27 protein-coding genes, 1 tRNA gene and 1 other RNA gene are annotated in these 26,975 nt (G+C 66.0%); 12 read left to right on the forward strand and 17 right to left on the reverse strand.

Annotated features, from left to right (window positions below):
• Window positions 1–66: 66 nt before the first annotated feature.
• Together ffs and QYM46_RS04790 are read right to left on the reverse strand one after the other, a co-directional pair.
• An RNA gene (gene ffs, locus QYM46_RS04785) (signal recognition particle sRNA small type) lies at window positions 67–162 on the reverse strand.
• A 2-nt stretch (window positions 163–164) separates the two neighbouring features.
• Window positions 165–1,706 carry an MFS transporter gene (locus QYM46_RS04790; protein ID WP_432791072.1) on the reverse strand — a complete coding sequence of 514 codons (1,542 nt, stop codon included), beginning with the start codon at window positions 1,704–1,706 and terminating at the stop codon, window positions 165–167.
• A 121-nt stretch (window positions 1,707–1,827) separates the two neighbouring features.
• Here QYM46_RS04790 and QYM46_RS04795 point away from each other — a divergent pair, with 121 nt between their 5' ends.
• From QYM46_RS04795 to sfnG, 3 genes are all read left to right on the forward strand, one after another.
• Complete coding sequence (locus QYM46_RS04795; RefSeq protein WP_432791073.1) at window positions 1,828–2,724, forward strand: helix-turn-helix transcriptional regulator; 897 nt, start codon at window positions 1,828–1,830, stop codon at window positions 2,722–2,724.
• Between the two features lie 145 nt (window positions 2,725–2,869).
• Window positions 2,870–2,957: transfer RNA gene (locus tag QYM46_RS04800), tRNA-Ser, on the forward strand.
• A 569-nt stretch (window positions 2,958–3,526) separates the two neighbouring features.
• Window positions 3,527–4,675, forward strand: a complete 1,149-nt coding sequence (gene sfnG / locus QYM46_RS04805; protein WP_432791074.1) for a dimethylsulfone monooxygenase SfnG — start codon at window positions 3,527–3,529, stop codon at window positions 4,673–4,675.
• Window positions 4,676–4,777: 102 nt separating this feature from the next.
• Here the strand turns inward: sfnG and QYM46_RS04810 are convergent, their stop codons facing one another.
• From QYM46_RS04810 to QYM46_RS04820, 3 genes are all read right to left on the reverse strand, one after another.
• Complete coding sequence (locus QYM46_RS04810) at window positions 4,778–6,358, reverse strand: SpoIID/LytB domain-containing protein (RefSeq protein ID WP_432791075.1); 1,581 nt, start codon at window positions 6,356–6,358, stop codon at window positions 4,778–4,780.
• Between the two features lie 114 nt (window positions 6,359–6,472).
• Window positions 6,473–7,006, reverse strand: coding sequence for a type 1 glutamine amidotransferase domain-containing protein (locus QYM46_RS04815; protein WP_169251545.1), 534 nt, complete (start codon window positions 7,004–7,006; stop codon window positions 6,473–6,475).
• 250 nt (window positions 7,007–7,256) lie between these two features.
• On the reverse strand, window positions 7,257–7,955 hold the full coding sequence (locus QYM46_RS04820; RefSeq protein WP_432791076.1) for a hypothetical protein: 699 nt from the start codon (window positions 7,953–7,955) through the stop codon (window positions 7,257–7,259).
• A gap of 275 nt (window positions 7,956–8,230) precedes the next feature.
• On the opposite strand from QYM46_RS04820, the gene QYM46_RS04825 reads away from it, so the two are divergent.
• The 4 genes from QYM46_RS04825 to QYM46_RS04840 all read left to right on the forward strand — a co-directional run bounded on the left by QYM46_RS04825 (window position 8,231) and on the right by QYM46_RS04840 (window position 11,903).
• Complete coding sequence (locus tag QYM46_RS04825) at window positions 8,231–8,638, forward strand: YciI family protein (protein ID WP_432791077.1); 408 nt, start codon at window positions 8,231–8,233, stop codon at window positions 8,636–8,638.
• A 24-nt stretch (window positions 8,639–8,662) separates the two neighbouring features.
• A complete protein-coding gene (locus QYM46_RS04830; protein ID WP_432791078.1) occupies window positions 8,663–9,877 on the forward strand; it encodes an RNA polymerase sigma factor in 1,215 nt (404 codons plus the stop codon).
• Between the two features lie 181 nt (window positions 9,878–10,058).
• Entirely contained in the window at window positions 10,059–11,129 is a 1,071-nt protein-coding gene (locus QYM46_RS04835; protein WP_432791079.1) for an FUSC family protein, read from the forward strand.
• Between the two features lie 108 nt (window positions 11,130–11,237).
• Window positions 11,238–11,903 (forward strand): DNA alkylation repair protein, encoded by a 666-nt coding sequence (locus QYM46_RS04840; RefSeq protein ID WP_432791080.1) that lies wholly within the window; start codon window positions 11,238–11,240, stop codon window positions 11,901–11,903.
• A gap of 15 nt (window positions 11,904–11,918) precedes the next feature.
• On the opposite strand, the gene QYM46_RS04845 is transcribed toward QYM46_RS04840, so the two are convergent.
• The 4 genes from QYM46_RS04845 to QYM46_RS04860 form a co-directional block, all read right to left on the reverse strand.
• Window positions 11,919–13,325 (reverse strand): amidase, encoded by a 1,407-nt coding sequence (locus tag QYM46_RS04845; RefSeq protein WP_432791081.1) that lies wholly within the window; start codon window positions 13,323–13,325, stop codon window positions 11,919–11,921.
• Between the two features lie 70 nt (window positions 13,326–13,395).
• The gene (locus QYM46_RS04850; RefSeq protein ID WP_432791082.1) at window positions 13,396–13,758 is read right to left on the reverse strand and encodes a winged helix-turn-helix domain-containing protein; all 363 of its coding nucleotides are present in this window, start codon (window positions 13,756–13,758) and stop codon (window positions 13,396–13,398) included.
• A 13-nt stretch (window positions 13,759–13,771) separates the two neighbouring features.
• Complete coding sequence (locus tag QYM46_RS04855; protein WP_169251553.1) at window positions 13,772–14,194, reverse strand: hypothetical protein; 423 nt, start codon at window positions 14,192–14,194, stop codon at window positions 13,772–13,774.
• Window positions 14,195–14,350: 156 nt separating this feature from the next.
• The gene (locus QYM46_RS04860) at window positions 14,351–14,800 is read right to left on the reverse strand and encodes a flavodoxin family protein (protein ID WP_432791083.1); all 450 of its coding nucleotides are present in this window, start codon (window positions 14,798–14,800) and stop codon (window positions 14,351–14,353) included.
• Between the two features lie 167 nt (window positions 14,801–14,967).
• On the opposite strand from QYM46_RS04860, the gene QYM46_RS04865 reads away from it, so the two are divergent.
• From QYM46_RS04865 to QYM46_RS04875, 3 genes are all read left to right on the forward strand, one after another.
• The gene (locus tag QYM46_RS04865) at window positions 14,968–15,879 is read left to right on the forward strand and encodes a Sir2 family NAD-dependent protein deacetylase (protein WP_169251555.1); all 912 of its coding nucleotides are present in this window, start codon (window positions 14,968–14,970) and stop codon (window positions 15,877–15,879) included.
• 67 nt (window positions 15,880–15,946) lie between these two features.
• Complete coding sequence (locus tag QYM46_RS04870) at window positions 15,947–16,537, forward strand: TIGR03085 family metal-binding protein (RefSeq protein ID WP_169251556.1); 591 nt, start codon at window positions 15,947–15,949, stop codon at window positions 16,535–16,537.
• 103 nt (window positions 16,538–16,640) lie between these two features.
• Entirely contained in the window at window positions 16,641–17,042 is a 402-nt protein-coding gene (locus tag QYM46_RS04875) for a DUF4190 domain-containing protein (protein ID WP_432791084.1), read from the forward strand.
• A gap of 111 nt (window positions 17,043–17,153) precedes the next feature.
• Here QYM46_RS04875 and QYM46_RS04880 read toward each other — a convergent pair whose 3' ends face one another.
• The 8 genes from QYM46_RS04880 to QYM46_RS04915 are packed head-to-tail and all read right to left on the reverse strand — an operon-like array spanning window position 17,154 to window position 22,943.
• The gene (locus QYM46_RS04880) at window positions 17,154–18,806 is read right to left on the reverse strand and encodes a polyamine aminopropyltransferase (protein WP_432791085.1); all 1,653 of its coding nucleotides are present in this window, start codon (window positions 18,804–18,806) and stop codon (window positions 17,154–17,156) included.
• Complete coding sequence (locus QYM46_RS04885; RefSeq protein ID WP_169251558.1) at window positions 18,803–19,231, reverse strand: DUF350 domain-containing protein; 429 nt, start codon at window positions 19,229–19,231, stop codon at window positions 18,803–18,805. The genes QYM46_RS04880 and QYM46_RS04885 overlap by 4 nt, the downstream gene beginning before the upstream one ends.
• An 18-nt stretch (window positions 19,232–19,249) precedes the next feature.
• Complete coding sequence (locus tag QYM46_RS04890) at window positions 19,250–19,687, reverse strand: hypothetical protein (protein ID WP_211168068.1); 438 nt, start codon at window positions 19,685–19,687, stop codon at window positions 19,250–19,252.
• Window positions 19,684–20,295: a DUF2617 family protein gene (locus QYM46_RS04895; RefSeq protein ID WP_432791086.1), complete on the reverse strand. Its 612-nt coding sequence runs from the start codon at window positions 20,293–20,295 to the stop codon at window positions 19,684–19,686. Before QYM46_RS04895 ends, QYM46_RS04890 begins: the two co-directional genes overlap by 4 nt.
• Window positions 20,295–20,945 (reverse strand): DUF4178 domain-containing protein, encoded by a 651-nt coding sequence (locus QYM46_RS04900; protein WP_248279116.1) that lies wholly within the window; start codon window positions 20,943–20,945, stop codon window positions 20,295–20,297. Before QYM46_RS04900 ends, QYM46_RS04895 begins: the two co-directional genes overlap by 1 nt.
• A 24-nt stretch (window positions 20,946–20,969) precedes the next feature.
• Complete coding sequence (locus QYM46_RS04905; RefSeq protein WP_432791087.1) at window positions 20,970–21,998, reverse strand: GNAT family N-acetyltransferase; 1,029 nt, start codon at window positions 21,996–21,998, stop codon at window positions 20,970–20,972.
• Between the two features lie 31 nt (window positions 21,999–22,029).
• Window positions 22,030–22,284: a hypothetical protein gene (locus tag QYM46_RS04910; RefSeq protein ID WP_432791088.1), complete on the reverse strand. Its 255-nt coding sequence runs from the start codon at window positions 22,282–22,284 to the stop codon at window positions 22,030–22,032.
• Window positions 22,281–22,943: a DUF1707 SHOCT-like domain-containing protein gene (locus QYM46_RS04915; protein WP_432791089.1), complete on the reverse strand. Its 663-nt coding sequence runs from the start codon at window positions 22,941–22,943 to the stop codon at window positions 22,281–22,283. Before QYM46_RS04915 ends, QYM46_RS04910 begins: the two co-directional genes overlap by 4 nt.
• Before the next feature lie 92 nt (window positions 22,944–23,035).
• Here QYM46_RS04915 and QYM46_RS04920 point away from each other — a divergent pair, with 92 nt between their 5' ends.
• Both QYM46_RS04920 and recR read left to right on the forward strand, forming a co-directional pair.
• Complete coding sequence (locus tag QYM46_RS04920) at window positions 23,036–26,353, forward strand: DNA polymerase III subunit gamma and tau (protein ID WP_432791090.1); 3,318 nt, start codon at window positions 23,036–23,038, stop codon at window positions 26,351–26,353.
• Window positions 26,350–26,955, forward strand: coding sequence for a recombination mediator RecR (recR, locus tag QYM46_RS04925; RefSeq protein WP_025780860.1), 606 nt, complete (start codon window positions 26,350–26,352; stop codon window positions 26,953–26,955). Before QYM46_RS04920 ends, recR begins: the two co-directional genes overlap by 4 nt.
• Window positions 26,956–26,975: the final 20 nt, after the last annotated feature.

Genomic DNA, 26,975 nt, shown 5'->3' on the forward strand with positions numbered 1-26,975 from the left:
AGCTGACCTGGGCAGATGGGGGATAAGGGGAGTTGTGGAATTGTGATGTTGGGGAGTTGTCGGGGAATAGAGGACTCCCCGTGCACCCGACAGAGCTCGCTTACCCTTGCTGCCTTCCGGCCCTGGGGGAGTTCACAAGATGACGCCGCACGGGGAGCCGTGAATCAGTCTAGTCGAGAGCGGCCTCGGCGGACAAAACGAGTGGGCGGGGCCACACGCGGACGGGCCGCATGGCGCAGATACCACGCGCCGGCGCCGAAGACGAAGCTCAGCAGAATCTGCACCAGGCAGGCAATGCCGAACGCGACGTCGAAGCCGAAGGCGGCTGTGAACGAGTGGAAGAGCGCGCCCAGCAGCGCCACGCCCACAGCGATCCCCGCTTGCTGCATTGTTGCGATGAGACCGCCGCTCAGCCCGGCGACTCGGTCGGGGACGGCGCCGACGATTGTGCCCACCAAGGGGCCGAACTGCATGGCCTGCCCCGCGCCGAGGACGAGCGCAGGACCCTGGAACCACAGGTGCCACCCTGTTCCTGCGCTCGAAGAGACCCATGCGATGCCGAGAAGTCCTGCGATCTGCAGGCAGGTGCCCAGCAGCATGGTGCCTGGACCGGTGAAGAATCCGACAAGACTATGGACGTACAGAGAGGAGACGAGGAACGCGATGCAGAAAACGGCGAGGGTGAGACCCGAGATATATGCCGGATCGGCATGTCCGGTCTGGGAGACCAAGGAGAAGTTGAAGAGGAAGGTGCCGAACCCCGCGAAGAAGACGAAGGCCATGAGCATTCCCACCCACGCGGCTGGGACCGCGACGACGGCGGGCGGGATGAGTGGGAACCTGCCTGTCGCGTCGGCTCGGGACTGCCAAACGACGAAAGTCGCGAAGCTCAAGGCGCTGACCGTCAGCAGGATCGCCGGTATGGGCAGCCAGCCGGTGACCGGTCCCAGCGCCAGTCCGGTGACGAGGCTCATCATGCCCACGCCGAGGAGGATCGCGCCGGGGGCGTCGAGGGGTGCCGGATCGGTGCTGCGTGATTCGGTCAGTCGCAGGGAACCGAGATAGGCGGCTGCGGCGGCGAGCGCGCAGCTGAGGAACGCCGCTCGCCACCCCCAGGTCTCGCCGAAGAGGGAGATGAGTCCTCCGCCGAGGACCTGACCGCCGACGGTGCCGACTCCGGAGAACGCGCCGAAGAGGCTGATCGCCTTCAGCCGTGCGGCCCCGGAGAGCGAATGCTGGAAGCTCGCGAGGATCTGCGGCATCATCATCGCCGCTGCCGAGCCCTGGGCTGCGCGAGCCACGAGCAGGAAGAGCGGATCGGGTGCCAGTCCGACGGCTATTGAGGTGATGACGAGTGCGCCCGTGCCGATCATGAACAGGCGGCGACGCCCGAAGCGGTCCCCGATGCGACCGCAGAGGATGAGGCCGGAGGCAAAGGCTGCGGAGAACAGACCGACGATGAGGGCCGAGGTCGCATCACTCGCACCGATGTCGGCCTTCACCGCGGGGATTGCGACGTTCGAGACGGAGAACATGAACGTCGCGAGGAACGCGCCGAGGTGAAGCGGCCAAAGCACCGGGGCGGGATGGCCTGCGGTGGGCGCGGGGTCGACGTTGGGTCCGTGACCGGGAGCCGCCTCGGTGGGGGCCGATGTCGGAACCTCATCGGCAGAGGTCGATGATGTCTGCGTGTGGGAATCTCTCATGGATCCAGTCTGCGATGGGCCGCGGGGCAGTGGGAGGGCGTGTCGATGGTGTTGGTCGGACCACCAGGTTGAGAGCGGTGACAGGGTGGAAGAGCCTGACCGTCGGGCGGACAATGGAGGCATGGCACAAGTGAGAACCGAGGAGCTCGGACGATTCCTGCGCTCGCGACGCAATCGGGTGCGGCCCTGCGAGGTCGGTCTTGCGGCCGGTACTCGGCGGAGGGTGCCGGGACTGCGGCGTGAAGAGGTCGCGGTGCTCGCGAACATCGGCACCAGTTGGTACACCTGGCTGGAGCAGGGGCGTGAGGTCCATCCCTCGGAGTCGGTGCTCGAGTCCATCGCCGAGGCGCTGCTGCTCGACCGTGAGGAGCGTGCCCATCTCTTCCTGCTGGGCGGATACCCGGACCGGGTGGCGAACCCCGGGGACTCGGCGGTCGGCGAGCAGATGCGCAGCCTGCTCGACGAACTGCTGCCGCTGCCGGCGATGGTCACCGACCCGCGGTACACGATCCTCGCGTTCAACTCCGTCGAACGGTATCTCGCCTCCGACCTCGAAGCACTCACTCCGGCCGACCGGAACTGCGCGATCCAGTCCTTCGAGAACCCGGAATGGGCGCGAACCTTCCACTCCGATGACGGCCACCGGGCGCAGGTCGTGGCGAAACTGCGTGCCTCCTACGCGGAGTCGATCGACGATCCGGAATGGTCGCCGCTGCTGTCGCGGCTGCGCAGGAATCCGGAATTCTGCCGACTCTGGGATTCGGGAACGGTCGGTCGTTCCGTGGGGCGGGTCAAGACCATTGAGAACCCGTATGTGGGCACGCTCAAGCTGACGATGACGACGCTCATCGCGCAGGAGAACCAGAGGCTGACGCTCTCGGCCTATCAGCCCGTGGACACGGTGTCGCGGTCTCGCTTGGAGACGCTGCACGGCTGGGTCAACGACGGCAGCATCGAACGCAGGCGTCCCGAGGCGCAGCCGCAGGCACAACGGCATCTGCGCGCCGTGGCCGACTGAACCGTGTGCCGTCGGGTGATGAGGTCGAATATTCGCGGTCGGAAGCCGAGTCCGAGGTCGCCTGTTCACCTGCGGGAAGTGGGATGCTTCACACTCGGCCACCGCGATTTCGCATTGTCGTCATGACTCGGATAAGCTGATCCGCGGAGGATTCGCCTAGTGGCCTATGGCGCTCGCCTGGAACGCGGGTTGGGTTAACGCCCTCAGGGGTTCGAATCCCCTATCCTCCGCCACGGAAGTCCCGGTCTCGCAGTTTCTGCGGGCCGGGACTTCGTCGATTCACCGGCTTCTGACCCTCGACAGCTCGGCCAGTGCGCGTTGACCTCAATGAGGCGGGGTGACCGATGGTGTTTTCGAGCATCCCACACCGTTCGTGGCAGTTCACGCCATTCGTGCCACCTCCTCCAGGTGCGTCCGCATCCCTCATCGTTCCTGCCTCCACGCACCGGTGCAACGAGGTGGTGTGCCGCCAAGGGTGAGGGATGCGGAGCTGGGTGCAGCAGACGGCCGTTGCCGGAACGCAAATCGGATGACGGTTCTTGGCGAAGTGCGTCATTGTGACGGCGTGCGTCGCTTCGCGAAATCTGTCCGCCGCGTGTGGTCTGCGTCTCAGTAGTCTGGCACAGCACACCTGCACACAAGATATTGCACACCTGCACACATCACGAGCGACCTCAGGGAACTGGCCCGATGACGTCGCAGCAACCGGTCCGGGGCGGACAGATCGCGCAACCCGCAGCCTGCGCAGCGCACGACCCGCGGACACGGTGCTCATGCCAGTTTCGATGGGAAGGGACACACAATGACGAACATCCACGCCAACCCGATCTATACCGGTGAGCCCGAAGACCTGAAGTTCGCCTACTGGGTGCCCAACGTCTCCGGCGGCCTGGTCGTGTCGAACATCGAACAGCGCACCGACTGGGGCTACGACTACAACGTCAAGCTTGCGCAGACCGCCGAGGCCGTCGGCTACGAATACGCGCTCAGTCAGGTTCGGTACCTCTCGAGCTATGGTGCGGCCCAGCAGCACGAGTCGACCGCCACCTCGCTCGCGCTGGCCCTGGCCACGGAGAAGCTCAAGGTCATCGCCGCCATCCATCCGGGCATCTGGGAACCGGCCGTGCTCGCGAAGTTCATCCTCACCGCCGACCAGTTCAGCAAGGGCCGGGCCGCGATCAACGTCGTCTCCGGCTGGTTCAAGGATGAGTACACCCGCCTCGGCCTGCCCTGGCTCGAACACGGCGAACGCTACCGCCGGTCCGCGGAGTTCATGGACGTCGTCCGCAAGCTCTTCACCGAGGAGAACGTCGAGTACCGCGGCAACTTCTACACCGTCGACGACTTCACCCTCCGTCCCGGACCCTACCCGGTCGAAGGCCGCCCCCACCCGGAGATCTTCCAAGGCGGAAACTCGTCGGCCGCGCGCATCAACGGCGGCAAGCACGCCGACTGGTACTTCTCCAACGGCAAGGACTGCGACGGATTCCGCGAACAGTACGACGATGTCACCGAGGTGGCTCGGGCGCACAATCGGAAGGTCCGATTCGGACTCAACGGGTTCGCCATCGTCCGCGACACCGAAGCCAAGGCCCGCGAACAGCTGCGCGAGATCATTGCCAAAGCCGACGAAGGCGCCGTCGAAGGATTCCGCAAGTCCGTGCAGCAGGCCGGTGCCTCGACTCACGATAAGAAGGGCATGTGGGCGGATTCGAGCTTCGAAGACCTCGTCCAGTACAACGACGGCTTCCGCACCCAGCTCATCGGCACTCCCGAACAGGTCGCCGACCGCATCATCGAGTACAAGAAGATCGGCGTCGACCTCATCCTCACCGGTTTCCTCCACTTCCAGGAGGAACTCGAGGCGTTCGGCAAGACCGTCATCCCGATCGTGCGCGAGAAGGAAGCCGAACTCGTCGACCGGGGTCTGCTCACCCCTGCCGGCGTCTGATCCGGCGCCCGAGCCAGCGTTCGAACCGGTCGGAGACCATAACCGCGCCCCGACACCCGGAAGAGGGTGTCGGGGCACGTCGATTCATCTCACGACGTCATGTCACTTCACACCGAACGATGCGGACTTGAGTGTGAGCTTCGTTCGCAGCTGACTGCCGGTGAGGCTCGCGGTCTTCCCCTTCACCGAGGTGGCTTTCACCGTCTTCACCAGACCTGACCCGGTCTTCGTCACCGTCACAGACCGGACATCTGCCAGCCCGAAGGCCCGCGCCATAGCGGTCTGCTTGATCGTCACCGTCCACGAGGCGTTCGGGTTCTTCGCGGAGGCATACTTCGACGGTGAGTCATCGACGGAGACGAGGTAGGGCACGGGTGATCCCCACACCTCGGCGGCCGAATGCGTCTTGGCCCCGGCAGAAGAGGAGTACACGGCGTCGATGAGGCTGCCCTTGTACGTCACGACGCGCGCGGACTTCACCGTCGAACCGCTCATCGTCTGGGTCGCCGCCACGGCCTTGCGCCACGGACCCGAATCGCTTGCGTTCTCATGAGTCCACCCGAGGAAACGCTGCGAGGCCACTTCGTCGTAGACATTGCAGTCGCACGCGGACTTCGGAGTACCGAGGTTGCGATAGGCATAGGTGCGGGAGGCGATGGCCTGAGCACGCAGTGCCTCGGACTGCCATGATGCCGGCACCTCGGCGATGCCCGGCAGATATTCGCTGTTGAGACCCACCACGTTGATGACATTGAGCGAGCTCTTCAGCTGCCCGATCTCGATCCGCCCGTGCCGGTAGGCGCCGGTCGCCCCGTTCTGTGCACCGCTGACCGACACCGTCGTCGCCGAGGATGACTTCCAATAGCGAGTTCCCTGCCATTCGACGATGAGCTTCGAGGCCGCATAGCTCTTCGACCCGACCTTCGCCTTGACCGTGCCGGTCGAGGTGCGCTCGACCGTGACCGTCGCTCCCGACTCGACGGTCTTCGACCCGATCTTGACCCTCAGTTTCCCGGACCGGGGAGTGATCGTCACCGACTTCTTCCCGGTCAGCAGCTGCACCCTCAGCCTGTCGTCGGCGTTCTTCGACGTCGTCGTCACCTTCGCGCCGGTGTAGTAGTGCTGAAGGATCTGAGTCGATGTCTTCCCGGCTGCGGCCATGCCACGCGCTCCGTACTGGCTCATGCCGACGCCGTGGCCGAACCCCGATCCCGATACTGTGAACGACGCCGGAGCCGCCGTCTTCGTCACCTGCACCTTCGCCCCGGACTTCGCCGTCCACACGATCATGCCGTGCTGGAACTTCTGCCGGGTCTCGGACCCGGAGCGGTACTCATTGCTCGTCGGATATCCCAGAACTCCGCGTTCCCAGCCGGACTTCTTCCACGCGGTGCGGATCGCACCCCACGTGGCATGCGCACCGGTCGACTTCGTCCAATGGATGCTGCCGTTCTTGAACGACTGATAGCAGCCCTTCTGGACCAGCGTGCAGCGTTGCGGACCGACGGCCGGACCGAGCTTGCCGCCGTTTCCGCCGAGCGACTTGTGCATCGTCCCGATCGCCCCCGCGGTCGGATACGCGGCGTTCGCGGGGGACGGGGCTGCGATGAGCGTGAGGAGCAGTCCGATGAGAACGGCCGCGAGGGCAGGAGTCGTCGCCTTGACGAACGGGGAAGCTGACATGAGTAGATCATAATCGGGGCTGTCAATACCTCAGGTGTCGAACAGAAGAACTCCCCGGAACGATCGTTCCGAGGAGCTCGTCGAGGCTTGCCCTGATTGTGTCGACGTTTCCGGTCAGCTCAGCTTCTCGGCGATCGCCTTGTTGAACGCGTCGAGGTCGCCGGGGTTGCGGGAGGTGATGAGGTTGCCGTCGACGACAACCTCGGCGTCGGTCCAGTCGGCACCGGCGTTGATCAGGTCGGTCTTCGTCGATATGAAGGACGTCAGCTTCCGTCCCTTGGCCACTCCCGCCTCGGCGAGGATCCATGGGGCATGGCAGATTGCCGCGACGGGCTTGTCGGCGGCGAAGAACGCCTTGACGAGGTTGACGGCGTCCTCATCCAGACGCAGGGCATCGGCGTTGAGGGTGCCGCCGGGCAGGACGAGGGCGTCGAAGTCATCGACCGAGGCCTCGGCGACGGGAACGTCGACGTCGAAGGTCTCGGCATGCTCCCAATCGCCTTCCATCGCCTGCAGTGTGCCCTTTGACGGGGAGACGATGACGGTCGTCGCACCGGCCTCGTCGAGTCCGGCGCGGGGACTGGTGAGTTCGATCTGCTCGACCCCGCGGGTGAGGAGGAATGCGACCTTCTTATCGGTGATGGCCATGATGGTGCTCCTATCTGTCTCTGTCGTGCAGACTGTCTGTCCTGGCGGCTGCCGTCTCTGTCAGCAACCGCCTCAGAACAACACCACAGGAAGCCGACGTGTTCCACGACGTGAATGACCGCACTCCCCGGGCCGATGCGGGCCAGGGGAGTACGGGTGGGGATGCGCGCACTTCGTCAGGCGAATCGCGGCTGCTCGAGGAGAGCGGATCGAGATCGCTGCGCCGATGAGGCGAGCGTGCGGGGTCGGCTCAGATGTTCGGGAATTCGAGGCTGTAGCCGATGCCGGACTGCGACGCCGAAGTGATCTTCACAGTGCCGTAGTGATTCTTGCCGGCAGCGGTGACGGTGCAGTTCTGCGAGCCGCTGTGGGAGAAGATCCGCAGGTCGGAGTAGCAGTCGACGTTGTCGACCGTGGTGCCCTGCTTGGCGTAGGCGTTCTTGATGTCCGCCTCGAGAACGTCGGCGGGGATCTTGCCGTTGCCGTCGGCATCGAGTTCGACTCCGTCTTCGCCGATCCGCGGGCCCTGGTAGCCGTTGTCGGTCGTTCCGCTCGACGACGAGGATCCGTTCGATGTGGAACCGTTCGATGACGATCCGTTCGATGTGGAGGAATCACTCGCCGAGGAGGCGCTGGCGGAGTCCGTGGATCCGCCGCTGCCGGTGGTGCCGGTGTCGGTGGTGCCGTTATCCGTCGTGCCCGTCGAATCCGATCCGGTAGAGTCCGAACCGGCGGAGTCCGAGGTGGAGCCCGAATCCGATGCCGGTTCTTCGGCGGTCGTCTCGGTGTCCTCGGTCTGCTGCGCCTGCTGGCCGCCCTGCTCCTGGCCCTGCTCTTGCCCCTGGCCCTCGGGGCCGAAGGTGATATTCATATCGCAGGCCGAGAGCGTCAGGGTCGCGGCGAGAGCTCCGGCAACGGTGATGGTCTTGAGAAGTGTCTGTGCCTTCATGATCTGCTCCTTGGTCTCGTGTGCAAAAGGCTGTCGGTGTTTCGTACAAGACAAGCCTCTCAGCGCGGAGCCGTGACCTGGGCCGATTCGTGTTCGGATCCGGTGACGCATGTTCCAGGACGGACACATCGGCCTATTCTGGGACTGTGTTCGGCTTCGGCGCCGAAGAAGATCGAGAATTCTTCGCCGGCGATGTCGAGAACACGAGTCCGGCTGCGTCCCAGACATGTCAGCGAGCACAACCCGTGCGAGCGGCACGAGACAAGGAGACCATCATGGCCAAGTACCTCATGCTCAAGCACTATCGGATGTCGAGCGACCTCATGAACTACACCCCGATGGATCAGTGGAGTCCCGACGAAGTCGACGCGCATGTGGCGTACATGAACGCCTTCGCCGACAAGCTCAAGGACTCCGGCGAATTCGTCGACTCCCAGGCGCTCTCGCCCGAAGGCACCTTCGTCCGATCCGGCGGACCGGGCAAGCCTCCGGTCACCGACGGTCCCTTCCCGGAGACGAAGGACCTCATCGCCGGGTGGATGGTCATCGACGTCGAGAACTACGACCGCGCTCTCGAACTCGCCGGCGAGCTGTCCGCGGCACCGGGCAAGGGAGGGGAGCCGATCAACGAATGGCTCGAACTGCGCCCGTTCCTCGACCACGCACCCAGCGTGGACGAATGATCAGGGAAGCGAACGGAGTCCGCGATGATCGATCCGGATCCCCTCGCCGAGGCGGAGCTGCGTGAGCTCGTCCCCGCCGTGATCGGCATCCTCGTCAGTCGTGGAGCAGACTTCCCGACCGCCGAGGATGCCGTTCAGGACGCGCTCATCGAAGCCCTGCGATCGTGGCCGTCCGACCCGCCGCGTGACCGGCGGGGCTGGCTCGTGACGGTGGCATGGCGGAAGTTCCTCGACACCGTGCGATCTGAAGGATCGCGGATGAAACGTGAGGAACGGGTCATGGCCGCCACCCTCGCCTCACCCGGAGCCTCGGCCGAACCCGGGACCGACGGCGTTCCGAACGCCGATGACACCCTCGACCTCTATATCCTCTGCGCCCATCCCGACCTCAGCCCCGCCTCGGCGGTGGCCCTGACCCTGCGGGCGGTGGGTGGACTGACGACGAAGCAGATCGCCGAAGCCTATATGGTGCCCGAGTCGACGATGGCCCAGCGCATCAGCCGCGCCAAGGCCACGATCGCAGGGGCGCGGCTCAACCGACCCGGCGACCTGTCCTCGGTGCTCACCACCCTCTACCTCGTGTTCAACGAAGGTCACTCGGGAGACGTCGACCTCGTCGCCGAGGCGATCCGCCTGACGCGCACGCTTACGTCGATGATCGACTCCGCCGAGGTGGACGGACTGCTCGCCCTCATGCTCCTCCACCACGCCCGCCGCGACGCCCGGTTCGGCCCGGACGGCCGACTCATCGCCCTGGCCGATCAGGACCGCACCCTGTGGGATCGACGGCTCATCGTCGAGGGCATTGATCTCCTGCAGGCGGCGCTTGCCCGCGACGAAATCGGCCAATATCAGGCGCAGGCTGCCATTGCGGCTCTCCACGCCGACGCGCAGAGTGTCGAGGACACCGACTGGGTGCAGATCGTTCAGTGGTACGACGAACTGCTGGCGCTGCGCGATACCCCGATAGTGCGTCTCAATCGGGCCGTGGCCGTCGGGGAGGCCGACGGGCCGGCGGCGGGCCTGACCGAGCTTCGGGGCCTGGACGAGGGCCTGCCGCGCTATTTCGCCGTCGAAGCGCACCTGCGCGAACGGGCAGGGGAGCCGCAGCGGGCCGCCGACCTCTACGCTCGGGCCGCCGAACGTGCCGGCAGCCTCGCCGAACGCGACCATCTCAACCGGCAGGCGGCACGCGTTCGGACGGGACAGGATGACCGCATTCGGCCTCGTCGACGTTGACGGTGGCGTTCACGGTCTCGGTCGGTCGCCTCGGCGAGCGAGGTTGATCACTCCTGTCGGCAGATGACATCGAAGCGCGCCTGCGGCGGACTACGATCGAAGGGAGCACTCAGCTCACCCACCCATGTCAGCGATCCCGTCACCGGGGTCCGTTTCCGATGTCGAAAGAGGCCGAATCCGTTTGAGCCACGTACAGGAGTTCTTCCGCATCCCACCGGGCGAGCGCGACCATATTCCCGCGTTCCGCATCGCCTTGGGAGTCGCCGTCCCGCTCCTCGTGCTGCTCGGAATCGACCGCCTCGACCTCGCCGTCTATGCCGCCTTCGGTGCGTTCACCGGTATCTACGCGCGCTTCGAATCCCCACGATCGCGGACCAGACGCCAGTCGATCGCAGCCGCCGTCCTTGTCATCTGCGTGGGGATCGGGGCCCTGCTCAGCAGCCTCGGAGCCTCGGTGTGGGTGCTCGTCGTCATCACTTCGCTCGTGTCCGGTGCGGGTGCGGCCATCGCCCTGCGCTTCCGGCTCAAACCCGGCGGGTCGATCTTCTTCATCTTCGCCACCGGAGCCGTCGGATCCATTCCGGGCGGCGCATCGGTGCCGGTGGCGATGGGAGTGGCGGCTGCCTCGGCGTTGGTGTGCATCGGTCTCGGAGCGCTTGCCCACTTCGCCGGGGAACGCATGCCTCCGGAGAAGGAGACCTATGTGCGGGTGGGGCTGTCGCCGGTGGGCAAGTCCGACCTGGCAGCCCATGCCGCCCGATTCACGATCGCCCCGTTCATCGCCGGAATTCTCGGCACCCTGCTCATCGATGTGCTGCCGCTTCTGTCCCACAGCTATTGGGCGATGGTCGCGGCGGTCGCCCCGATCACTCCGCCCGGCCGCTCGGCCCGTCTCAAGCGCGGCGTCCAGCGTGTGGTCGGAACCCTGCTGGGCGTGATCGTCACCGCGTTCCTGCTGTCGTTCCCCACCGAGGCGTGGCAGCTGGTGGTGTGGGTGATCCTGCTGCAGTTCCTCGCCGAGATCTTCGTGCTGCGCAACTATTCGGTGGCTCTGCTCTTCATCACACTGCTGGCCCTGCTCATGACCCAGATCGGCGCCCCGCACCCGGTTCCGGAGCTGCTGGCCTCCCGCGCCATCGAAACCGTCATCGGCGCCGCCGTCGGCATGATCGTCGTCATCGTCGGCTTCAGCCATGCGAAGAAGGCGCGCACCGAATTCGATGCCTCACCTCATGTTGATGCTGACGACTGAGCCGGACTGCCGACAGAACTTCTGCCGCGTCGCCTGTGCGTCGGCTATCATCGGCTCACACCGATGCGCGCATTCGGCGCCGACACGGACCCGATCCGGGAGGACACCATGACCACCAGCACCGAAGTGCTCGCCACTCTGGCCTCGCTCGAGGATGAGAAGATCCGTGCCGTCAACGCCCGCCACGGCGACGACCACGCGGTCAACCTCACGAAGCTGCGGGCCGTAGCGAAAGACCTGAAGAAGAACGACGAACTCGCCGCTGAACTCTGGGCGTCGGGAGACACCGCGGCCCGCCTCGTCGCAATTCTCATCATGCGCCCGAAGGCCTGGAGTCAAGCACAGCTCGATGAGATGCTGCGTGACTCCCGAGTCCCGAAGGTCCACGGGTGGCTGGTCAATTACATCGTCAAGAAGTCGCCCCACGCCGAGGCGCTGCGCCGGGATTGGATGGACGATCCGGACCCGGTGGTCGCCTCCGCCGGATGGGCGCTGACGAGCGAGCGGGTGAACCGGAAACCCGATGGCCTCGATCTGTCCGGACTGTTGGACACAATCGAAGCGGAGATGGCGGAGGCACCCGAACGTCTGCAATGGGCGATGAACGAGACGCTGTCCTATATCGGCATCGAGAACCCGGACCTGCGGAACCGGGCCATCGACATCGGTGAGCGCCTCGGCGTGCTCCGCGACTACCCGACCTCACCGGGATGCACCTCGCCCTTCGCCCCGACGTGGATCACGGAGATGGTGGCCCGCAGCGCGGCGAAGTGAGCCGCGGTGCTGCTTCTACACTGCCGGATGGCGGGTGTGGAAGCCTGTGACCTGCTGGAAGGCGTGACCGGCGGCCAGAACGTGCGCCTCCTGGAAGTCACCGCCGACGAACTGCGCGGCCAGGGGAGTGCCCCGCTCGGTGAACCCTGCGGGCAGAGTGATCGACGGCATTCCGCAGTTGTCGATCGGAGCCGTCGGCACCGTGACCGCGGCGAACAGCTTCTGATCGGACCCCAGATTCGCCATCTGCGCAATCGTCGGTGAGCCGACGCCGATTCCCGGCAGCAGGAGCAGATCGATATCGGCCATGAGAGTGCGCATACGGCCGGTGAAGTCTCTCCGCGATTCGAGCAGCCGATGGTAGTCGACGGCGGAGAGTCCGCGCCCGATCTCGATGAGACCGGACAGGTCGGGACCGTATTCGTCCGCCCGGGCCGGATACGTCTCCGAATGGACACCGGCGGTCTCGACCCCGCACAGAGCCGCCCATTCCTTGGCCGCGGCCTCAAAACCGGGAGTCTCGACCTCGAGCACCCGCCATCCCAGGTCGGTGATCGTTTCGATGGTGTCCTCCAGCATCGCATTCGTCGCGGCATCGAAGTGCTCTTCAGCCAACTTGCGGTCGAAGCCGACGACCGGGGCCCGGTCGACGCGCAGAGCCTGTGGATAGTCGGGGACCGGTTCGAGCGACGAGGTGGGATCGGCAGGATCGTGGCCGGCGATGGCGCGCAGCACGATCGCGGCGTCACGGGAGCTGCGGGTCATCGGCCCGATGTGGTCGAGGCTGGGTGCGAGGGCGAAGACGCCGTGGCGGGAGACCCGGCCCCAGGTCGGTTTGAGTCCCGTGACGCCGTTGGCCGAGGACGGCAGGCGGATCGATCCACCGGTGTCCGAGCCGAGTGAGGCGAAGCAGAGCCCGGCCGCGGTGGCCACACCCGAACCGGAGGAGGAGACCCCCGACCAGGTGTCGGCATCCCACGGGTTGACCGGGGTCGGCAGGTCCGGATGATGGCCGGTGAACGCGCCCTCGGTCAGACGCAGTTTGCCGAGGACGACGGCTCCGGCGGACCGCAGTCGGGAAACGACGGTGGCATCGAAGTCGGGGCGGAAGTTTGAGTGGATCGTAGTGCCCGCACCAGTCGGTGCGTCGTGGGTGTTCGCGAGATCCTTCACCGCTACGGGGACACCGTGCAGATCGCCGAGCCAGTTTCCGCGGGCCAGGAGTGCATCGGCGCGGTCGGCCTCGGCGAGGGCCGATTCGGCCATGACCGTGGCGAAGGCCTGCAGTCGGGGTTCGAGGGTGTCGATGCGCTCGAGCATCGCCTCGGTGACCTCACGCGAGGACAGCTGCCTGGTCCGAATGAGTGTCGAGACTTCGTGGAGTTCGAGGAGCGGGATCTCGGTGCTCGTCGGTGTGGTCATCATGCCTCCCTGCATCGGTTTCCATCACCCTAACTGATCTTCTCACCAGGGGGAACAGTGATTCTCAGGCCTATGCGCCGGCCAGTTCCCGCAGTGCTTGGATGTGTGCCTCGAGACGGGTGTTCCCGTCTTTGCTGATCGAGACCCAGGTGCGCGGGCGTTTGCCCACGTACCCTTTCTTCACCTCGATCATTCCGGCTTTCTCGAGTGCGGTGATGTGCCGGGAGAGCACGGAATCGGAGACGCCGAGACTGTCGCGCAGCAGTTTGAACTCAGCTCTGTCCCGGTTCTTCAGGCTCGAGACGATGCCGAGCCTCGTGGGGTTGTTGAGCTCCGGTTCGAGCCGGGTCAGTGAGTCGCCGAGGTGGGGGATCGTCTCGTCTTCGGTGCGCGCGTCCTCTGGTTCGGTCGCGGAGTTGTGTTTCGCAGTCATCGTCGGTCCCTCCTCAGCGGCGCAGGGCCAGCAGGGAGAAGAACGGGGCGGCGACCCACAGCAGTCCTGCGGCGATGAACGGGATCGGACCGCCGACTGCGAACGAATCGGCCATGACGCCGGCGACGAAGGCGAGGATGATGACGCCCAGCCATGTCAGCAGCAGAGCCGTGGAGCGGCGGCTCCAGGACAGGGCCTTGACGAGGTAGACGACCAGGGCAGGAATGATCCAGCTCAGTCCGGCTCCGGCGACGACGAGCTGGGTGGTGTTGTCGTCGATGATGCCGATGGCCATGAGCCCGACGGAAAGTCCTGTAGAGAGGACGAAGAGCAGTGTGACCAGCGGCCACGCATCTCCGCCGCGGGCCTGGGATTGGTTCGCTTCGACCTGGCTGAGAAGATCTGCCGCCTGCTGCGGGGTGGGGTTGGCGTTCATGTCGGTTCCTCTGATTGGGGTTGCTCTGTGGAAGTGATTCCACAGTACCAACTACTTTCCATATTGGAAAGTACTTTCACCAAAAACTCCCCAATTACTACGTGACGGCGGCCCAGCAACCTCGCGCGAGGTTGCTGGGCCGCCGTCAGGTAGCAATTAGGGGGTGGAGACTGCGACTGTGGCGGCCAGCTCAGTGGCCCGCTCCAAATGCGCCTTGGTGACTTCGCCGGTGAAGATGAGCGGGTCGAAGGCGAGCTTCCAGCCCAGGCCCGTCGTGATCTGCTTCATCGCGGTCTCGGCCCCGGTCGTGTCATAGCCGCCGTGGATCCAGTAGGAGAACGGCCTGCCGGCAGTCGGCTCGCGCACCGCGTCATACGTGGTGTCGAAGAAGTGCTTGAGGGCACCGGAGATATAGCCGAAGTTCGCGGTCGTGCCGAGCACATAGGCATCAGCGGCGAGCACATCCTCGACGCTCGCCTCCAGCGCCGGACCGACGGTGACGTCGATGTCGCCGAGCTCGGGCATGCGCAGTCCGGATTCGGCCGCCTCGGCGATCTGTACCGTCGCCGCTGACGGGGAATGATGGACGAGCAGAACTGTGACCATGCACCCACCTTAGACCTCGGCGAGCGCCCGGTCAGCCCCGTGCTGTCGCAGGCGCGCCCCGCCGGCGAGACTTAAGAGGGGCCAGATTGCACATTCTCGACGCGAAAATGGCAATCTGGCCCCACCTAACTGGGCGACGGGGCGGATCCGATGTCTACAGTGGAGCCATGGCAGTCATCTTCGACCCCCTGCGCGGACGTGTGCGTCCGGAAGCGAGCCACTCCGATGCCGAGATCATCGACGTCCTCACCAGGCAGCATGCGAATGCGGACTGGGCGGTGCTGACAGGGGCGGGAATGAGCACGGACTCAGGCGTCCCCGACTACCGCGGACCGGATTCCCCGCCGCGGAAGCCGATGACGATCCAGACCTTCCACTCCCACCCCGACCAGCGAGCCAGGTACTGGGCGCGATCATGGATGGGCTGGCCGCGGATGCGCGGCACCCGACCCAACCGCGCCCACCTCGCCCTGGCCGAGCTGTCCGTGGCCGGAATCATCACCCAGAACGTCGATGGACTCCATCAGGCCGCCGCCGAGGCGGTCGCCGCCGACCGGGGGAACGGTGCCGGAGCGCCGGCGCCGAGTCCCGTCATCGACCTCCACGGCAGCCTCGACCGGGTGATCTGCCTGAGCAACGGGCACCTGTTCGACCGCGATTGGGTGCAGCGGCGACTGAGCGAACTCAACCCGGACTTCGCCGAGGAGGTCGGCATCGACCCCATCGACGTCGAAACCGCACCCGACGGCGATGTCGAACTCGAGGACACCGCCGGTTTCGCCGTCCTCGACTGCCCCGAATGCGGTGGGCTGCTCAAACCCGATGTCGTCTACTTCGGCGATTCCGTCCCGGCCGCCAGGGTCCAGGCAGCCAATCGGATCGCTGACGGAGCCGCAGGTCTCGTGGTGCTCGGGTCCTCGCTGGCGGTGCTGTCGGGACTGCGCTTCGTCAGGGCGGCCGCGAAAGAAGGCAAACCCGTCGTCATCGTCACCGACGGACCGACCCGCGGTGACGAGCTCGCCGACTATCGGTCGATCTCCCGCGTCGCCGACTTCGTCACCGCGTGGGCGGGCCGGTGAGGCGATCGGGCGGCGGTTCGGCCAGGCATCCAGGAGAGTCCAAGCCGGGAATGGAAGACTGAGAATCATGAGAGACAATCTGGCTCGAGCCGAACGACTGCGCCTTGTCGACACCGCCCGCCGCGCCGGGGACGACGCCCCCACCCTGTGTGAGGGGTGGACGGTCAGGGACCTTGCCACCCACCTCGTCATCCGCGAACGCCACCCACGGGCAGCCGCGGGCATCTTCATGCCGAGGTTCTCCGACCGCCTGCGGGCGAAGGAAGACGAGTACGCCGAGATGCCGTTCAGTCGGCTGCTCGGACTCGTCGCCGCGCCGCCGAAGTGGACCCCGGGCGCCCTGCCGGGAGTGGAGACGGTGATGAACACGACCGAGTTCCTCGTCCACCACGAGGACATCCGCCGCGCCGCGATCGAGTGGATTCCGCGTCGGCTGTCGAAAGCAGAGACCGCGACCGTCTGGGCACAGACGAAGGTGGCCCTCCTGCCCTACGCGGCGAAGGCGAAGGGTCCCGTGACGATCGAAGCTCCGGGCTTCGGTACCCGCACAGCGGGGAAGAAGGGCAGCGGTGAGGCCACGACGATCACCGGGGCACCGCTCGAGCTGCTTCTCTATCTCATGGGACGAGAAGACCACGCACTTGTCGACGTGCACTGAATATCGGGAAAACCCCCTCCGGGTCGGGGGATTGGTCCCTGTCGGCAGCCGGTGAGGTCTTCCTAGGCTGGTGCCAACAGCCGATACAGAGGAGACCAGCACCATGAACGCAGCACCCGGCCCGACGCCCGATCAGTTCGATCAGACCTCCGCGGGTCAGTACCCCCACCCGTCCGCCGGACAGTACGAGGCACCGCAGAGTTATCCGACGCAGAATCGCTACGGCCAGCGCGCCGAGGAGGATCCGGGCAGGGTGCTCGGCATCGTCTCGCTCGTGGCGAGTCTGTCGACCTTCCTCGGATTCAACTTCATCGGACCAGTCATCGGCATCATCACCGGACACATGGCGCGCAAGCGCTCACAGGAAGCAGGGTACGGAGACAACGAGATGGGCAAATGGGGCTTCATCTTGGGCCTTGTCTTCCTCGGACTCCTCGTCCTCGGATGGGCACTCGGAATCTCCTTCGGCATCGTCGGCGGCCTGGCCAGCCTCATGGCCGGCTGACCGCGACAACGAGGCAACACCGACAGAGGAACGGCAGAGGGCCGACCCGCTTGGGTCGGCCCTCTGCCGCAGTCGGACGCCGTTGTCAGAAGCCCGTGTCAGACGCCGCCGTCAGTAGCCGACCCAGGCTCCGCGTTCCTGATCGAGCACCCGCGGGTGCAGCAGCGTCGAAGCTTCGACCGTGCCCACAGACGCGCGATCACGGTCCGGTGGGAACGTCGTCGAGGAGGCGAGCACCTCGGCGGTGGCGAACTTCAACCCGTCCGGAGCATCATCGGGCACGGACACCTCGGGGCCCTTTCCGCCGAGATCGGCGAGGAAGTATCCCCAATCACCGAAGCTGGGAACATCGACGTGGTACGGAGTCGTCGACAGTCCCGCCTCGGCGACGGCCTCACCGATGCCCCAGTAGGCTTCAGGGGCGAAGTATGGGGAGCCGGCCTGGACGACGAGGCGCGCCTCCGCGGACATCACCTGGCGGATGAGCCCGTAGAACTCGATGCTGTAGAGCTTCGACGTCGCCACGTCATCGGGATCGGGCAGATCGGCGATGACCGCGTCATAGGCGGTGTGCTTCGCCTCCCGCAGCCAGGTGAAGGCATCGGCGGCGATCGTTCTCACCCGCGGATCGTCGAGGGAGTCGTCGTTGAACGCGGTGAAGTGCTCCGAGGTCTTCGCAAGCTCGAGGACTGCCGGGTCGAGGTCGACCAGGGTGACGGACTCGACGTCGGGATACTTGAGGATTTCGCGCACCGCCAGTCCGTCGCCGCCGCCGAGGACGAGGACGTTGCGGCGAGGACCGTTCAGCAGAGGATGGACGAGGCTTTCGTGATAACGGTACTCGTCGGCCGAGGCGAACTGCAGATCCCCGTTGAGGAACAGCCGCGTATCGCCGGTCCTCTTCGCCTCGGTGAGCACGATCTCCTGGTAGTCCGACCGCTGCGAATACACGATCGGATCCCGGTAGAGACGCTGCCGGGTGGTGACTTCGATGTCATCGGTGAACACCCACACCACGGTGAGCCCGCCGAGGATGAGCACAAGCAGCGTTGCCAACATGAGTGTCGCGGCACGGCTGAGTTCGGAGCGGAAGAGCCAGAGGACGATGAGGATGCCCACCAGCGCATTCGTCATCCCCACCGCCAGGGCACCGCGCGGCAGTCCGAGCAGCGGCAGCAGGAGGAACGGGAAGGCGAGCCCGCCGATGAGTCCGCCCACATAGTCGGCGGCGAAGAGGTCGGCCACCGCGCTCGAGGCCTTCTGCGCGCGGATGCGTTGAACGAGCTCCATGAGCAGCGGGATCTCCGCGCCGATGAGCGCGCCGATGACGAAGGCGAGGGCGACCATGGCCACCGTGTAGACGTCAGCGAAGGCGAAGGCGAGATAGAGGAGGATGACGGACAGGCCGCCGATGATGCCCAGGGCCGCTTCGATGAGGGCGAAGGAGACCGCGGCGAACCCGGTCAGCCGTTTGGTCGCCAGCGACCCCACACCCATGGCGAAGACCATGACGGCCAGGACGATGGAAGCCTGGACGATGGTGTCGCCGAGCAGATAGGACCCCAAGGCCACGAGCGCGAGCTCGTAGACCATTCCGCAGCTCGCGCAGATGAACACGGCGAGCAGGACGAAGAACCGAGCCGGACCCGGACGCATCGGCAGGGTGATCGGACGGGCCGCCTCGGTGGCGGTAACGGTGTCGGTGGTCGTGTCGGTCGGTGCGGTTTCGGCCGACGTCTGACCGGATTCGTCAGCGGTGCTCAAAGGAGGGCTGCGGCCATGATGCCGGCGATGCCCAGGTGGGCGGTGGCGTTGACCCAGACCTCGGGGTGCATCTGCGGGGAATTGATGAGGTCGCCGGTCCTGCCCGGGGTGAGCAGCCCGATGAGCAGGAAGCTCACGGCCATGAGGATGATGCCGAGGATGCCGAAGACGAGGGTCGACAGGATGCCTGCGGCCAGGTCATCGGAGCTGGCACGGATGGCGGCGATGACGATGATCGCGACTCCGGCCAGGTCGGAGGCGACGAGGACTGCGGCATTGCGCGACTTCTGCTCCCACAGGATGACGTGGAGCTTGCCCGGGGTGAGCAGGTCGACGACGAAGTAGCCGATGACCATGAGGAGGAGTCCGCAGCCCGCATAGGAGAGGACGACTCCGGTCTCGTAGATGAGGTAGTTCAGAAGCATGTCTGCCTTTCGCTGTGCCTATTTTCCGGTGCCCGGTCCGCCGCCGCGGAAGCCCGAGCCGTCGCCGTAGTTCGATCCGCCGCCGGTGAAGAAAGGGAGGAAGAAGAATCCGCCGCCTCCGGACCGGGAGGTGTCGCAGCCGACGTAGTCATAGCTGCTGCCGTTCTTCTCGTAGTCGCCCTTGCCGGGGTTCGAGACGTATTGGCCGTTGGTCAGGTCGTAGTCACCGCAGTCGGCGCTCGCGGACGATCCGCAGCCGCGGAAGACATTGCCGAGGACGACGAGGACGATGACGATTCCGATGATGGTTCCGCAGCCGACGCGGCGCGGCTTTCGCCCGGGTCCGCTGCCGGGACGATGCGGTCCGCCGGGGCGCTGCGGGCCGTTCCCGCCGCCTCCTGCACGGTCGAAGTCGAAGGAGCCTCCGCTCATCGAGACGTTCGGTCCCTGACTCATGTCGACCTCCTCAGTTCGGAGCTGCTGTGGACGATCTCCTGATGCTGCGGGTAGCAGTGCCACGACTGCCAGGCTATCCGGTCAGGTCCCGCGCACGTCAGCGACAATGCCGTCAGTGCGCCGGGCTGTCCGGGGAACGCGACCGAAAGGTGGTCGTCTGCAGAAAGGGCGCGGTCGGCACCGGCGGCGAGCACCTCGGCGGCGGCGCCCGGAAAATCCCCGTGCACACTCGTGCGGGTCGCGGTGAATCGGTGTTCGGTGAAACCGGCCCACCGACCGTGGCGGATGACTTCGCGGTCCCATTGCGGTCGGTTCGGAGACGAATCGTCGGCATCCTCGCCGAGGCAGGCGAAGGTCTCGGTGAACGCATCGGTGGGCCCGGCGCTCAGGATCGCCTGGTGAGAAGATCCGATGACGGTCAGGGTCAGGGTCAGCTCTGGCGCCGCCTCGGCGAAGGTGGACCCTGTGTCAGTGGGTGCAGCTACGGTGGACACATCGATGCTGCGGGCAGCCAGCGGGGCGATCCGGTCGTGGTCGAGGCTGAGCCGCAGCGCCTCGGCACTGGTGTCGGTGAAGGGGACGTCGAGCGGGCGGGGGAGGGTGAGCATCAGCTGCCGGAGTAGATGGTGAAGGAGCCGGTCGGGATGGTCTCTCCGGTGCTCACTTCCCAGCGCCCGTGGTCGAAGCGTTCGAAGGCGAGCAGGCGGCCGTCGCCGGATTCGTAGTCGACATAGTCGACACCGCCTTTCTCGTTCAGTCCCGTGGTGCCTTCGGACCGGTAGGAGGCAGTGCCGTGTTCGACGAGGTCGTAATCGGTGCCGTCGATGGTGATGGTCCGGGCCTTCGGTTCGATGTCGAGGTCGGGGCGGTCGCGCCAGCGGGCGATCTGGACATCGGGGTCGCGTTCGACGCTCAGCCACATGCGGGTCGCCGAGGCGTCGGCCTGGAAGAAGTGCTCGGCCCAGTCGTAGCCGCCTTCGGAGATGCGCAGGGTGCCGCGGACGAAGAATTTCTCGTTGCCGAATTCGAGGAGGTCCCCGGCTTTGATGGTCTCCGGGTCACCGCCGGTGTTCTGGTCGGCGGCGAAGGGATCGCGTGGGGCGGCGGGTGCTTTCGCTTCGGCGTCGTGGCGGGCCTTCTTCGCACGGGAGCGGATGACGAGCACGGTCACGAGGACGACGATGATGAAGACGAGGACGGCGATGAGGAGTTCTGAGGGCACGGCGGTCTGCTTCGATTCGATGGCCGGACGGGTCACCGTCCACTCTAGTCGACCGGACTGTCACGCGTGGCTGCGCTCGATCTTCTTCTCGAGGGCGGTCATCGTATCGGCGATGACGAACCCGAGGTCCCGGTTGAGTGCGAGCATCGGTTCGTTGTCCGTCGCCGTGTACGTCTGCACCCATTCCGCCGAGGCGGTCGCGGCGACCGCGGGCAGCTGACGCAGGTTCGCGACCTTGAGGGCCCGACCGATCCCACGCCCTCGAAAGGCACGGTCGACGAGCGTGTCCTCCTGGATGACGATCTGCGGATCGTGGGCGGAGACCATGATCTCCGTATAGCCGACGGCGAGGTCGCCCACATGCGCCATCGAGCTGACCAAGGTCCAGCCCTGCTCTTCCATCCGCTCCTCATGGCTGCGGATCGCTGCGGTGCTGGCATGGGTGGCGGAGCGGGTGAGGTCGCCGACGGGCACGTCCTCATCCATCTGCTCCCGCAGCTGCGTCCAGGATTCCAACACGTCCTCGGGGCAGGCTCCGATCCATGAGGTGACCGAGAAGTCCGGGTCCTCCCTGATCACGGGCACGACCGTCGACGCCCCCGAATCCTTGTACCGATTCGCATCGGCCGCCAGGTAGGCGGGCAGGTCGAGCAGCAGCCGGTGCTCTGCGTTGCCGATGCTCATCCCGTGCGCTTTCGCGAAGGCGACCCCGGCCGGGCAGTAGGTTTCGGTCTGCACGATCGCCGAGGATCGGTCATCGTTTCCAAGGAACTGCGCGGCCGCCTCGGCGAGGGCCGTGCCGAAACCTCGACGACGGTGAACGGAGAGGACACCGAGTTCGATATCTGTCGGTGTGTCGGGGGAGAGGCTGATCTCGACGCCGCCGACGATCTCCTCGCCGAGGCGGCCCACCAGGGCGATGTCCTGCCCTCCCGGGCGCGGGTGGGCGAATTGGGTCAACGTCGTCTCGGCGCTGCGCCACCAGGCGGCGGTGCGGCCCTCGGTGTAGGCGGTGCGCATGACGTCGTTCCATGTCAGCAGCGCAGACTCATCGTCGGCAGCGATGCGCGTGATCTGGATCTCAGACATAGTGAAAGTCGATCACGGCGGGGACCGGTTTTCAAGGATGCCGGTGACCGTGATCGGGACTGTCGGGGTCGTCGGGGTCGTCTGCTCCGGTTCGGTCCGCAGCGGATCCGCGGTCGGGCGGGTCGGTGGGGGCCGCCTCGATGTGGGGGTCGTGTTTGGGCAGGCGGGAGCCGATGTGCGCACCCGGTTTCGTCATCACCCGATAGACGAGCCAGGCGCCGATGCTGAAGACGACGATGATGCAGACGGTGAGGAAGATGACAGCGCCGAGTCCGGTCTCCATCATTTCGCCAATCGACGGCGGTCGAAGTAGTTCGCGAAGCGGGCCTTGAACGTTCCCATCCCGATCGATCCGCCGACGCGCACGAGAGGACGGCGGCCGGTCGGAACGGCGTCGACGACGGATTTCACGCTTCCCCAGGACTTTGAGAGCTGGTCGACGTTGACCGCCCAGTCGTCGGGGATGACGACGGTGACCGAGCCCATACCGGCGACGACCTCGATCTCGATGACCTCGAGATCGGTCTCGACCTCGAGGAAGTTCAGCTCGATGTTCGACATCGAGGGTTCGCAGCGGATGAAGGGCGGGACAGCCCATCGCGCGCGGCGGACCTCGGACTCCCAGCCGGCCCTGATGACGAGCGGATCGAAGCGGTCGTGGCCTTGGATCGCCATGGCGTGACCGGCGGCGGGTGCGAGCGCCGAGGTGGGACGGAAGCGATCGGAGGGCAGCTCGGTGGTGAGGTCGGCGAGGACCGCGTCGAGGTCGATGGGGAACTTCGCAGCCTGGACCTTCTCCATCCGTTCGTCGAGCTCGTCGACCGTGATCCGACCGTCGCCGGCGGCCTCGCGGAGGGTCTCGATCGCCTCGTCGCGTTCCTTGTGGCCGATGCGGAAGGTCTTCGCGGGGTCGTTCTCGCCGGGGGAGGGGGTGGCTGAGCTCATGATCTCTATCGTGCCTGATCGGGAGGTCAGCGACAACGGCGGGACTCGGGGAGCCGTATCCCGTGTCAGTCGTTGGCATTAGGCTAGGGGACGTGTCCACCGCACTGTACAGAAGATACCGCCCAGAGACCTTCGACGAGGTCATCGGTCAAGAGCATGTGACCGATCCGCTGAAGGCCGCCATCGAACGTGGCCGCATCAACCATGCCTACCTGTTCTCCGGCCCGCGCGGGTGTGGAAAGACCACCTCGGCGCGGATCCTGGCTCGGTGCCTCAACTGTGAGCAGGGGCCGACTCCGGTTCCGTGCGGGGAGTGCCCGAGCTGTCGGGATCTGGCCAACGGCGGACCCGGTTCACTCGACGTCGTCGAGATCGACGCAGCCAGTCACAACGGCGTCGACGACGCCCGTGACCTGCGTGAGCGCGCCGTCTATGCGCCCGCGCGCGACCGGTACAAGGTGTTCATCCTCGATGAGGCCCACATGGTCACCTCGCAGGGCTTCAACGCTCTGCTCAAGATCGTCGAAGAGCCGCCGCCGCACATCAAATTCGTCTTCGCCACGACCGAGCCCGAGAAGGTCATCGGCACGATCCGATCGCGGACCCACCACTATCCGTTCCGCCTGGTGCCGCCGGAGGCCCTGGGCAACTACCTTGACGAGCTGTGCACGCGTGAAGGTGTGCAGGTGGCCAAGGGCGTGCTGCCGTTGGTCGTCCGGGCCGGCGGAGGCTCGGTGCGTGACACGCTGTCGGTCCTCGACCAGCTCATCGCCGGTTCCGGGCCCGACGGGGTCGACTACGGTCGAGCCGTCGCTCTGCTCGGATACACTCCGGATTCGCTGCTGTCCGACATCGTCGATGCGTTCTCCGCCGGTGACGGGGCCGGGGTGTACCGCGCGGTGGAGCGGGTCATCGAATCCGGTCAGGACCCCAGGCGCTTCGTCGAGGACCTGCTGGAGCGCTTCCGCGATCTCATCGTCATCCATGCCGCCCCCGAGGCGGCCCATGCCTTCCTGCCCGAAGTGCCGCCGGACCGTCTGGAGAGGCTGACCCTGCAGGCCAACGGCTTCGGACAGGGCGAGCTCTCCCGTGCCGCGGACCTGCTGAATGTGGGCCTGACGGAGATGTCGGGTGCCACCTCGCCGCGGCTGCAGCTCGAACTCATCTGTGCCCGCATTCTGCTGCCCGGCTCCGGTCGCAGCCGAGACGCTGTGCTCAGCCGCGTCGAGCGGATGGAGCGTCGCATCGGGATGTCGGCCACCGGCGTGGCCGCAAACATGCCGCCGGCGCAGACCCCGGACCAGGGTGCCGATCAGGGCGCTGGGCCGGGAGCTCCGGCCGGCGGGACAGGGCAGGGGCAGGCACCTGCAGCTGACCAGGGACACGCGAGCGGTCGGCCGTCGGCGGATGGGGCAGGCCAGGGGCAGGCACCTGCTGCGAATGCGCCCGCCGGGAAGTCTCAGAGTGCAGCTCACGATGATTTCGACGACATCGCAGCCATGGCCGCAGCTGCCGAGTCGATGCTCAACGAATCTCCGGCGCAGCCGAGGCAACAACCTGAGCAGGGGCAACAGCGTCAGACCGAGCCGGAGCCGGCGTCGCAGTCCGAGCCGCAATCTCAGACCGCGGACGCGGGTCCGCAGCAGCAGCCTGCTGATGACCCCCGGAGCGCAGATGTGGGCCGGCCGGCGCAGGAACCGCAGCCTTCGGCCGATTCGTCGCCCGAGCCTTCGGTCGAAGCGGCGGGTGCGCCGCGAACTGAGTCGCAATCTGTGCAGGACAATCAGCAGAGGTACGACCCTGCCGGTGCCTCAGCGCCCAGTTCCGCAACGGACTCCGGACCGGACTCCGCGCCGGATTCGGCGCCGGACTCGGCGCCGGCGGACCAGCATCAGCGTCAGATGACCGAGCAGGCAGCGGCACCGGAAGCCACCTCGGTGGCGGGACCCGGCGACATCGGCGGTGAGATCGAAGCGATCCGCCGCGCTTGGCCGAGCATCCTCGCCTCGGTGGAGAAGCGCAGCCGTCTGACTCGCGCGATCATCGCAGCCAATGCGATTCCCCAATCGTTCTCCGATGGAGTCGTCTACCTCGGCTTCAACAATGCCGGATCCGTCCAGGGGTTCCAGCAGCGCGATCATGCGGCCAAACTCGCGGCAGCGATCAACGACGTCCTCGGCATCCAGGCTCGAATCGACATCGGCGATGTCGGTCGGATCGGCGGAGGAAGTGCCGGCGGTGGCAGCCAGGGCAAGGGGTCCTCTGCTCCGCCCGTGAACGACTCCGGAGGAAATCACGGACCGGCGCCGAGCCAGCGCCGCCCGAGCCCGCAGGAAGTCGCCGCAGTCGTCGGCACCCGTGAAGTCGACAAACCCCAGGTCGACCACGAGAAGTTCTGGGAACCCAGTGGTCCGACACAGGGCCCCTGGTCCTCCGACGACGAGGAGGGAGAACAGCCGGGTCCACAAACTGAACCCACACCTCAGGACAACCCCGTCGGACCGGCTGAGCAGACCGAAGAGCAATCGGCTGGTTCTGATCCACAATCCTCGGTCGAACAGGTTCCCGCTTCGGACTCGTCCGTCTCCGAAACCCCAGACTGGAACGCTCCTGAACCGAGCGTTCCTGACCATGACTCTTCCGAAACAGCCGTCCCGGATGTCGTAGTGCCCGATCTGTCCGACGACGACTTCTTCGGTACGCCGACGGACGCCGGAACCGATTCGACAGGTTCCGGCAATGCACCGGCAGACGACTTCGGCCGGTCTGACCACTCCCGCCGGCAGGAACCAGCGCCAGCAAGGTCATCCGAATTCGGCGACGATTCGCCGATGGAGTACGTCGAACCGCGGTGGGAGGAACCGAGCTGGAACGACGGCCCCTCGCCGATCGACATCTCACCGACAGGCGCTGCGTCGACCGCCGCAGCCTCGGCCGACATCGACGAGACGAGCGCAGGCAGCGGAGCCGTCGACGTCGGAGCCGTCGTCGTTCCGCCGCCCGACGACGATCTCGACGATCCTGATCTCGCCGACACCCCGAGCGGCTTCGGAGGAGGCTCCTTCGACCAGTCGGCACCTGCCGTGCAGTCTCCGCCGCCGGCTTCGACTCAGGGAGGAGAGAAGCCGTTCAAATCGCGCTTTGCAGCTCTTGCCGAGAAGCACGGTGTCACCACCACTCCGCCTGCCGGATCCGCTTACGGATCTGCACCCACGGTCAACCCGGCGGGCGGATCGGGACCGGGTGCCGCCTCGGCGCCGGGACCGAACCCCTCCCCGCAGCGGTCGGGATCGGACGAGGACGAGTATGATCCGGAAACGGACCTCGACGTCTCCGAAGCGCCGCAGATGGGCGTCGACGTGATCGCACGGGTCCTCGGCGGCGAGATCATTGACGAAAGAGAAGTATGAGCGCTGTATATGAAGGTGCCCTCCAGGACTTGGTCGAGGAGTTCGGCAAGCTTCCGGGCATCGGGCCGAAATCGGCCCAGCGTCTGGCGTTCCACATCCTGCAGACTGACTCGCAGGACGTCAATGCGCTGGCTCAGGCACTCACCGATGTGAAGAAGCGAGTGCGGTTCTGCGAGATCTGCGGAAACGTCTCCGAGGAAGCCGAGTGCACGGTGTGCCAGGATCCGCGCCGCGATCGGTCGATGATCTGTGTGGTCGAAGAACCCAAGGACGTCGTCGCGATCGAACGGACCCGGGAGTACCGGGGGCTGTACCACGTCCTCGGCGGAGCCATCGACCCGATGGCCGGGGTGGGGCCCGACAATCTGCGGATCAAGGAGCTCATGACCCGCCTGCAGGACGGCGAGGTCAAGGAGACCGTCATCGCCACCGACCCGAACCTCGAAGGTGAAGCCACCGCCACCTACCTCGTCCGGCTGCTCGGATCGCTCGGTGTGACCGTCACCCGCCTGGCCTCGGGGCTGCCCGTCGGCGGAGACCTCGAATACGCCGACGAGGTCACTCTCGGCCGGGCGTTCTCCGGCCGCCGCGAGATCGACTGACCGCCTCAGTTTCGCCCTCT

This window comes from Brevibacterium sp. K11IcPPYGO002, assembly GCF_050920635.1.
Lineage (GTDB): Bacteria > Actinomycetota > Actinomycetes > Actinomycetales > Brevibacteriaceae > Brevibacterium.

Excerpts from the sequence above, each read along its gene's own strand:
- QYM46_RS04790 (WP_432791072.1), bottom strand. The coding sequence starts at position 1,706 with ATGAGAGATTCCCACACGCAGACATCATCGACCTCTGCCGATGAGGTT.
- sfnG (WP_432791074.1), top strand. The coding sequence starts at position 3,527 with ATGACGAACATCCACGCCAACCCGATCTATACCGGTGAGCCCGAAGAC.
- QYM46_RS04810 (WP_432791075.1), bottom strand. The coding sequence starts at position 6,358 with ATGTCAGCTTCCCCGTTCGTCAAGGCGACGACTCCTGCCCTCGCGGCC.
- QYM46_RS04820 (WP_432791076.1), bottom strand. The coding sequence starts at position 7,955 with ATGAAGGCACAGACACTTCTCAAGACCATCACCGTTGCCGGAGCTCTC.
- QYM46_RS04830 (WP_432791078.1), top strand. The coding sequence starts at position 8,663 with ATGATCGATCCGGATCCCCTCGCCGAGGCGGAGCTGCGTGAGCTCGTC.
- QYM46_RS04910 (WP_432791088.1), bottom strand. The coding sequence starts at position 22,284 with ATGATGGAGACCGGACTCGGCGCTGTCATCTTCCTCACCGTCTGCATC.
- QYM46_RS04840 (WP_432791080.1), top strand. The coding sequence starts at position 11,238 with ATGACCACCAGCACCGAAGTGCTCGCCACTCTGGCCTCGCTCGAGGAT.
- QYM46_RS04850 (WP_432791082.1), bottom strand. The coding sequence starts at position 13,758 with ATGACTGCGAAACACAACTCCGCGACCGAACCAGAGGACGCGCGCACC.
- QYM46_RS04865 (WP_169251555.1), top strand. The coding sequence starts at position 14,968 with ATGGCAGTCATCTTCGACCCCCTGCGCGGACGTGTGCGTCCGGAAGCG.
- QYM46_RS04815 (WP_169251545.1), bottom strand. The coding sequence starts at position 7,006 with ATGGCCATCACCGATAAGAAGGTCGCATTCCTCCTCACCCGCGGGGTC.
- QYM46_RS04885 (WP_169251558.1), bottom strand. The coding sequence starts at position 19,231 with ATGCTTCTGAACTACCTCATCTACGAGACCGGAGTCGTCCTCTCCTAT.
- QYM46_RS04860 (WP_432791083.1), bottom strand. The coding sequence starts at position 14,800 with ATGGTCACAGTTCTGCTCGTCCATCATTCCCCGTCAGCGGCGACGGTA.
- QYM46_RS04795 (WP_432791073.1), top strand. The coding sequence starts at position 1,828 with ATGGCACAAGTGAGAACCGAGGAGCTCGGACGATTCCTGCGCTCGCGA.
- QYM46_RS04825 (WP_432791077.1), top strand. The coding sequence starts at position 8,231 with ATGGCCAAGTACCTCATGCTCAAGCACTATCGGATGTCGAGCGACCTC.
- QYM46_RS04870 (WP_169251556.1), top strand. The coding sequence starts at position 15,947 with ATGAGAGACAATCTGGCTCGAGCCGAACGACTGCGCCTTGTCGACACC.
- QYM46_RS04845 (WP_432791081.1), bottom strand. The coding sequence starts at position 13,325 with ATGACCACACCGACGAGCACCGAGATCCCGCTCCTCGAACTCCACGAA.
- QYM46_RS04875 (WP_432791084.1), top strand. The coding sequence starts at position 16,641 with ATGAACGCAGCACCCGGCCCGACGCCCGATCAGTTCGATCAGACCTCC.
- QYM46_RS04890 (WP_211168068.1), bottom strand. The coding sequence starts at position 19,687 with ATGAGTCAGGGACCGAACGTCTCGATGAGCGGAGGCTCCTTCGACTTC.
- QYM46_RS04855 (WP_169251553.1), bottom strand. The coding sequence starts at position 14,194 with ATGAACGCCAACCCCACCCCGCAGCAGGCGGCAGATCTTCTCAGCCAG.
- recR (WP_025780860.1), top strand. The coding sequence starts at position 26,350 with ATGAGCGCTGTATATGAAGGTGCCCTCCAGGACTTGGTCGAGGAGTTC.
- QYM46_RS04895 (WP_432791086.1), bottom strand. The coding sequence starts at position 20,295 with ATGCTCACCCTCCCCCGCCCGCTCGACGTCCCCTTCACCGACACCAGT.
- QYM46_RS04905 (WP_432791087.1), bottom strand. The coding sequence starts at position 21,998 with ATGTCTGAGATCCAGATCACGCGCATCGCTGCCGACGATGAGTCTGCG.
- QYM46_RS04915 (WP_432791089.1), bottom strand. The coding sequence starts at position 22,943 with ATGAGCTCAGCCACCCCCTCCCCCGGCGAGAACGACCCCGCGAAGACC.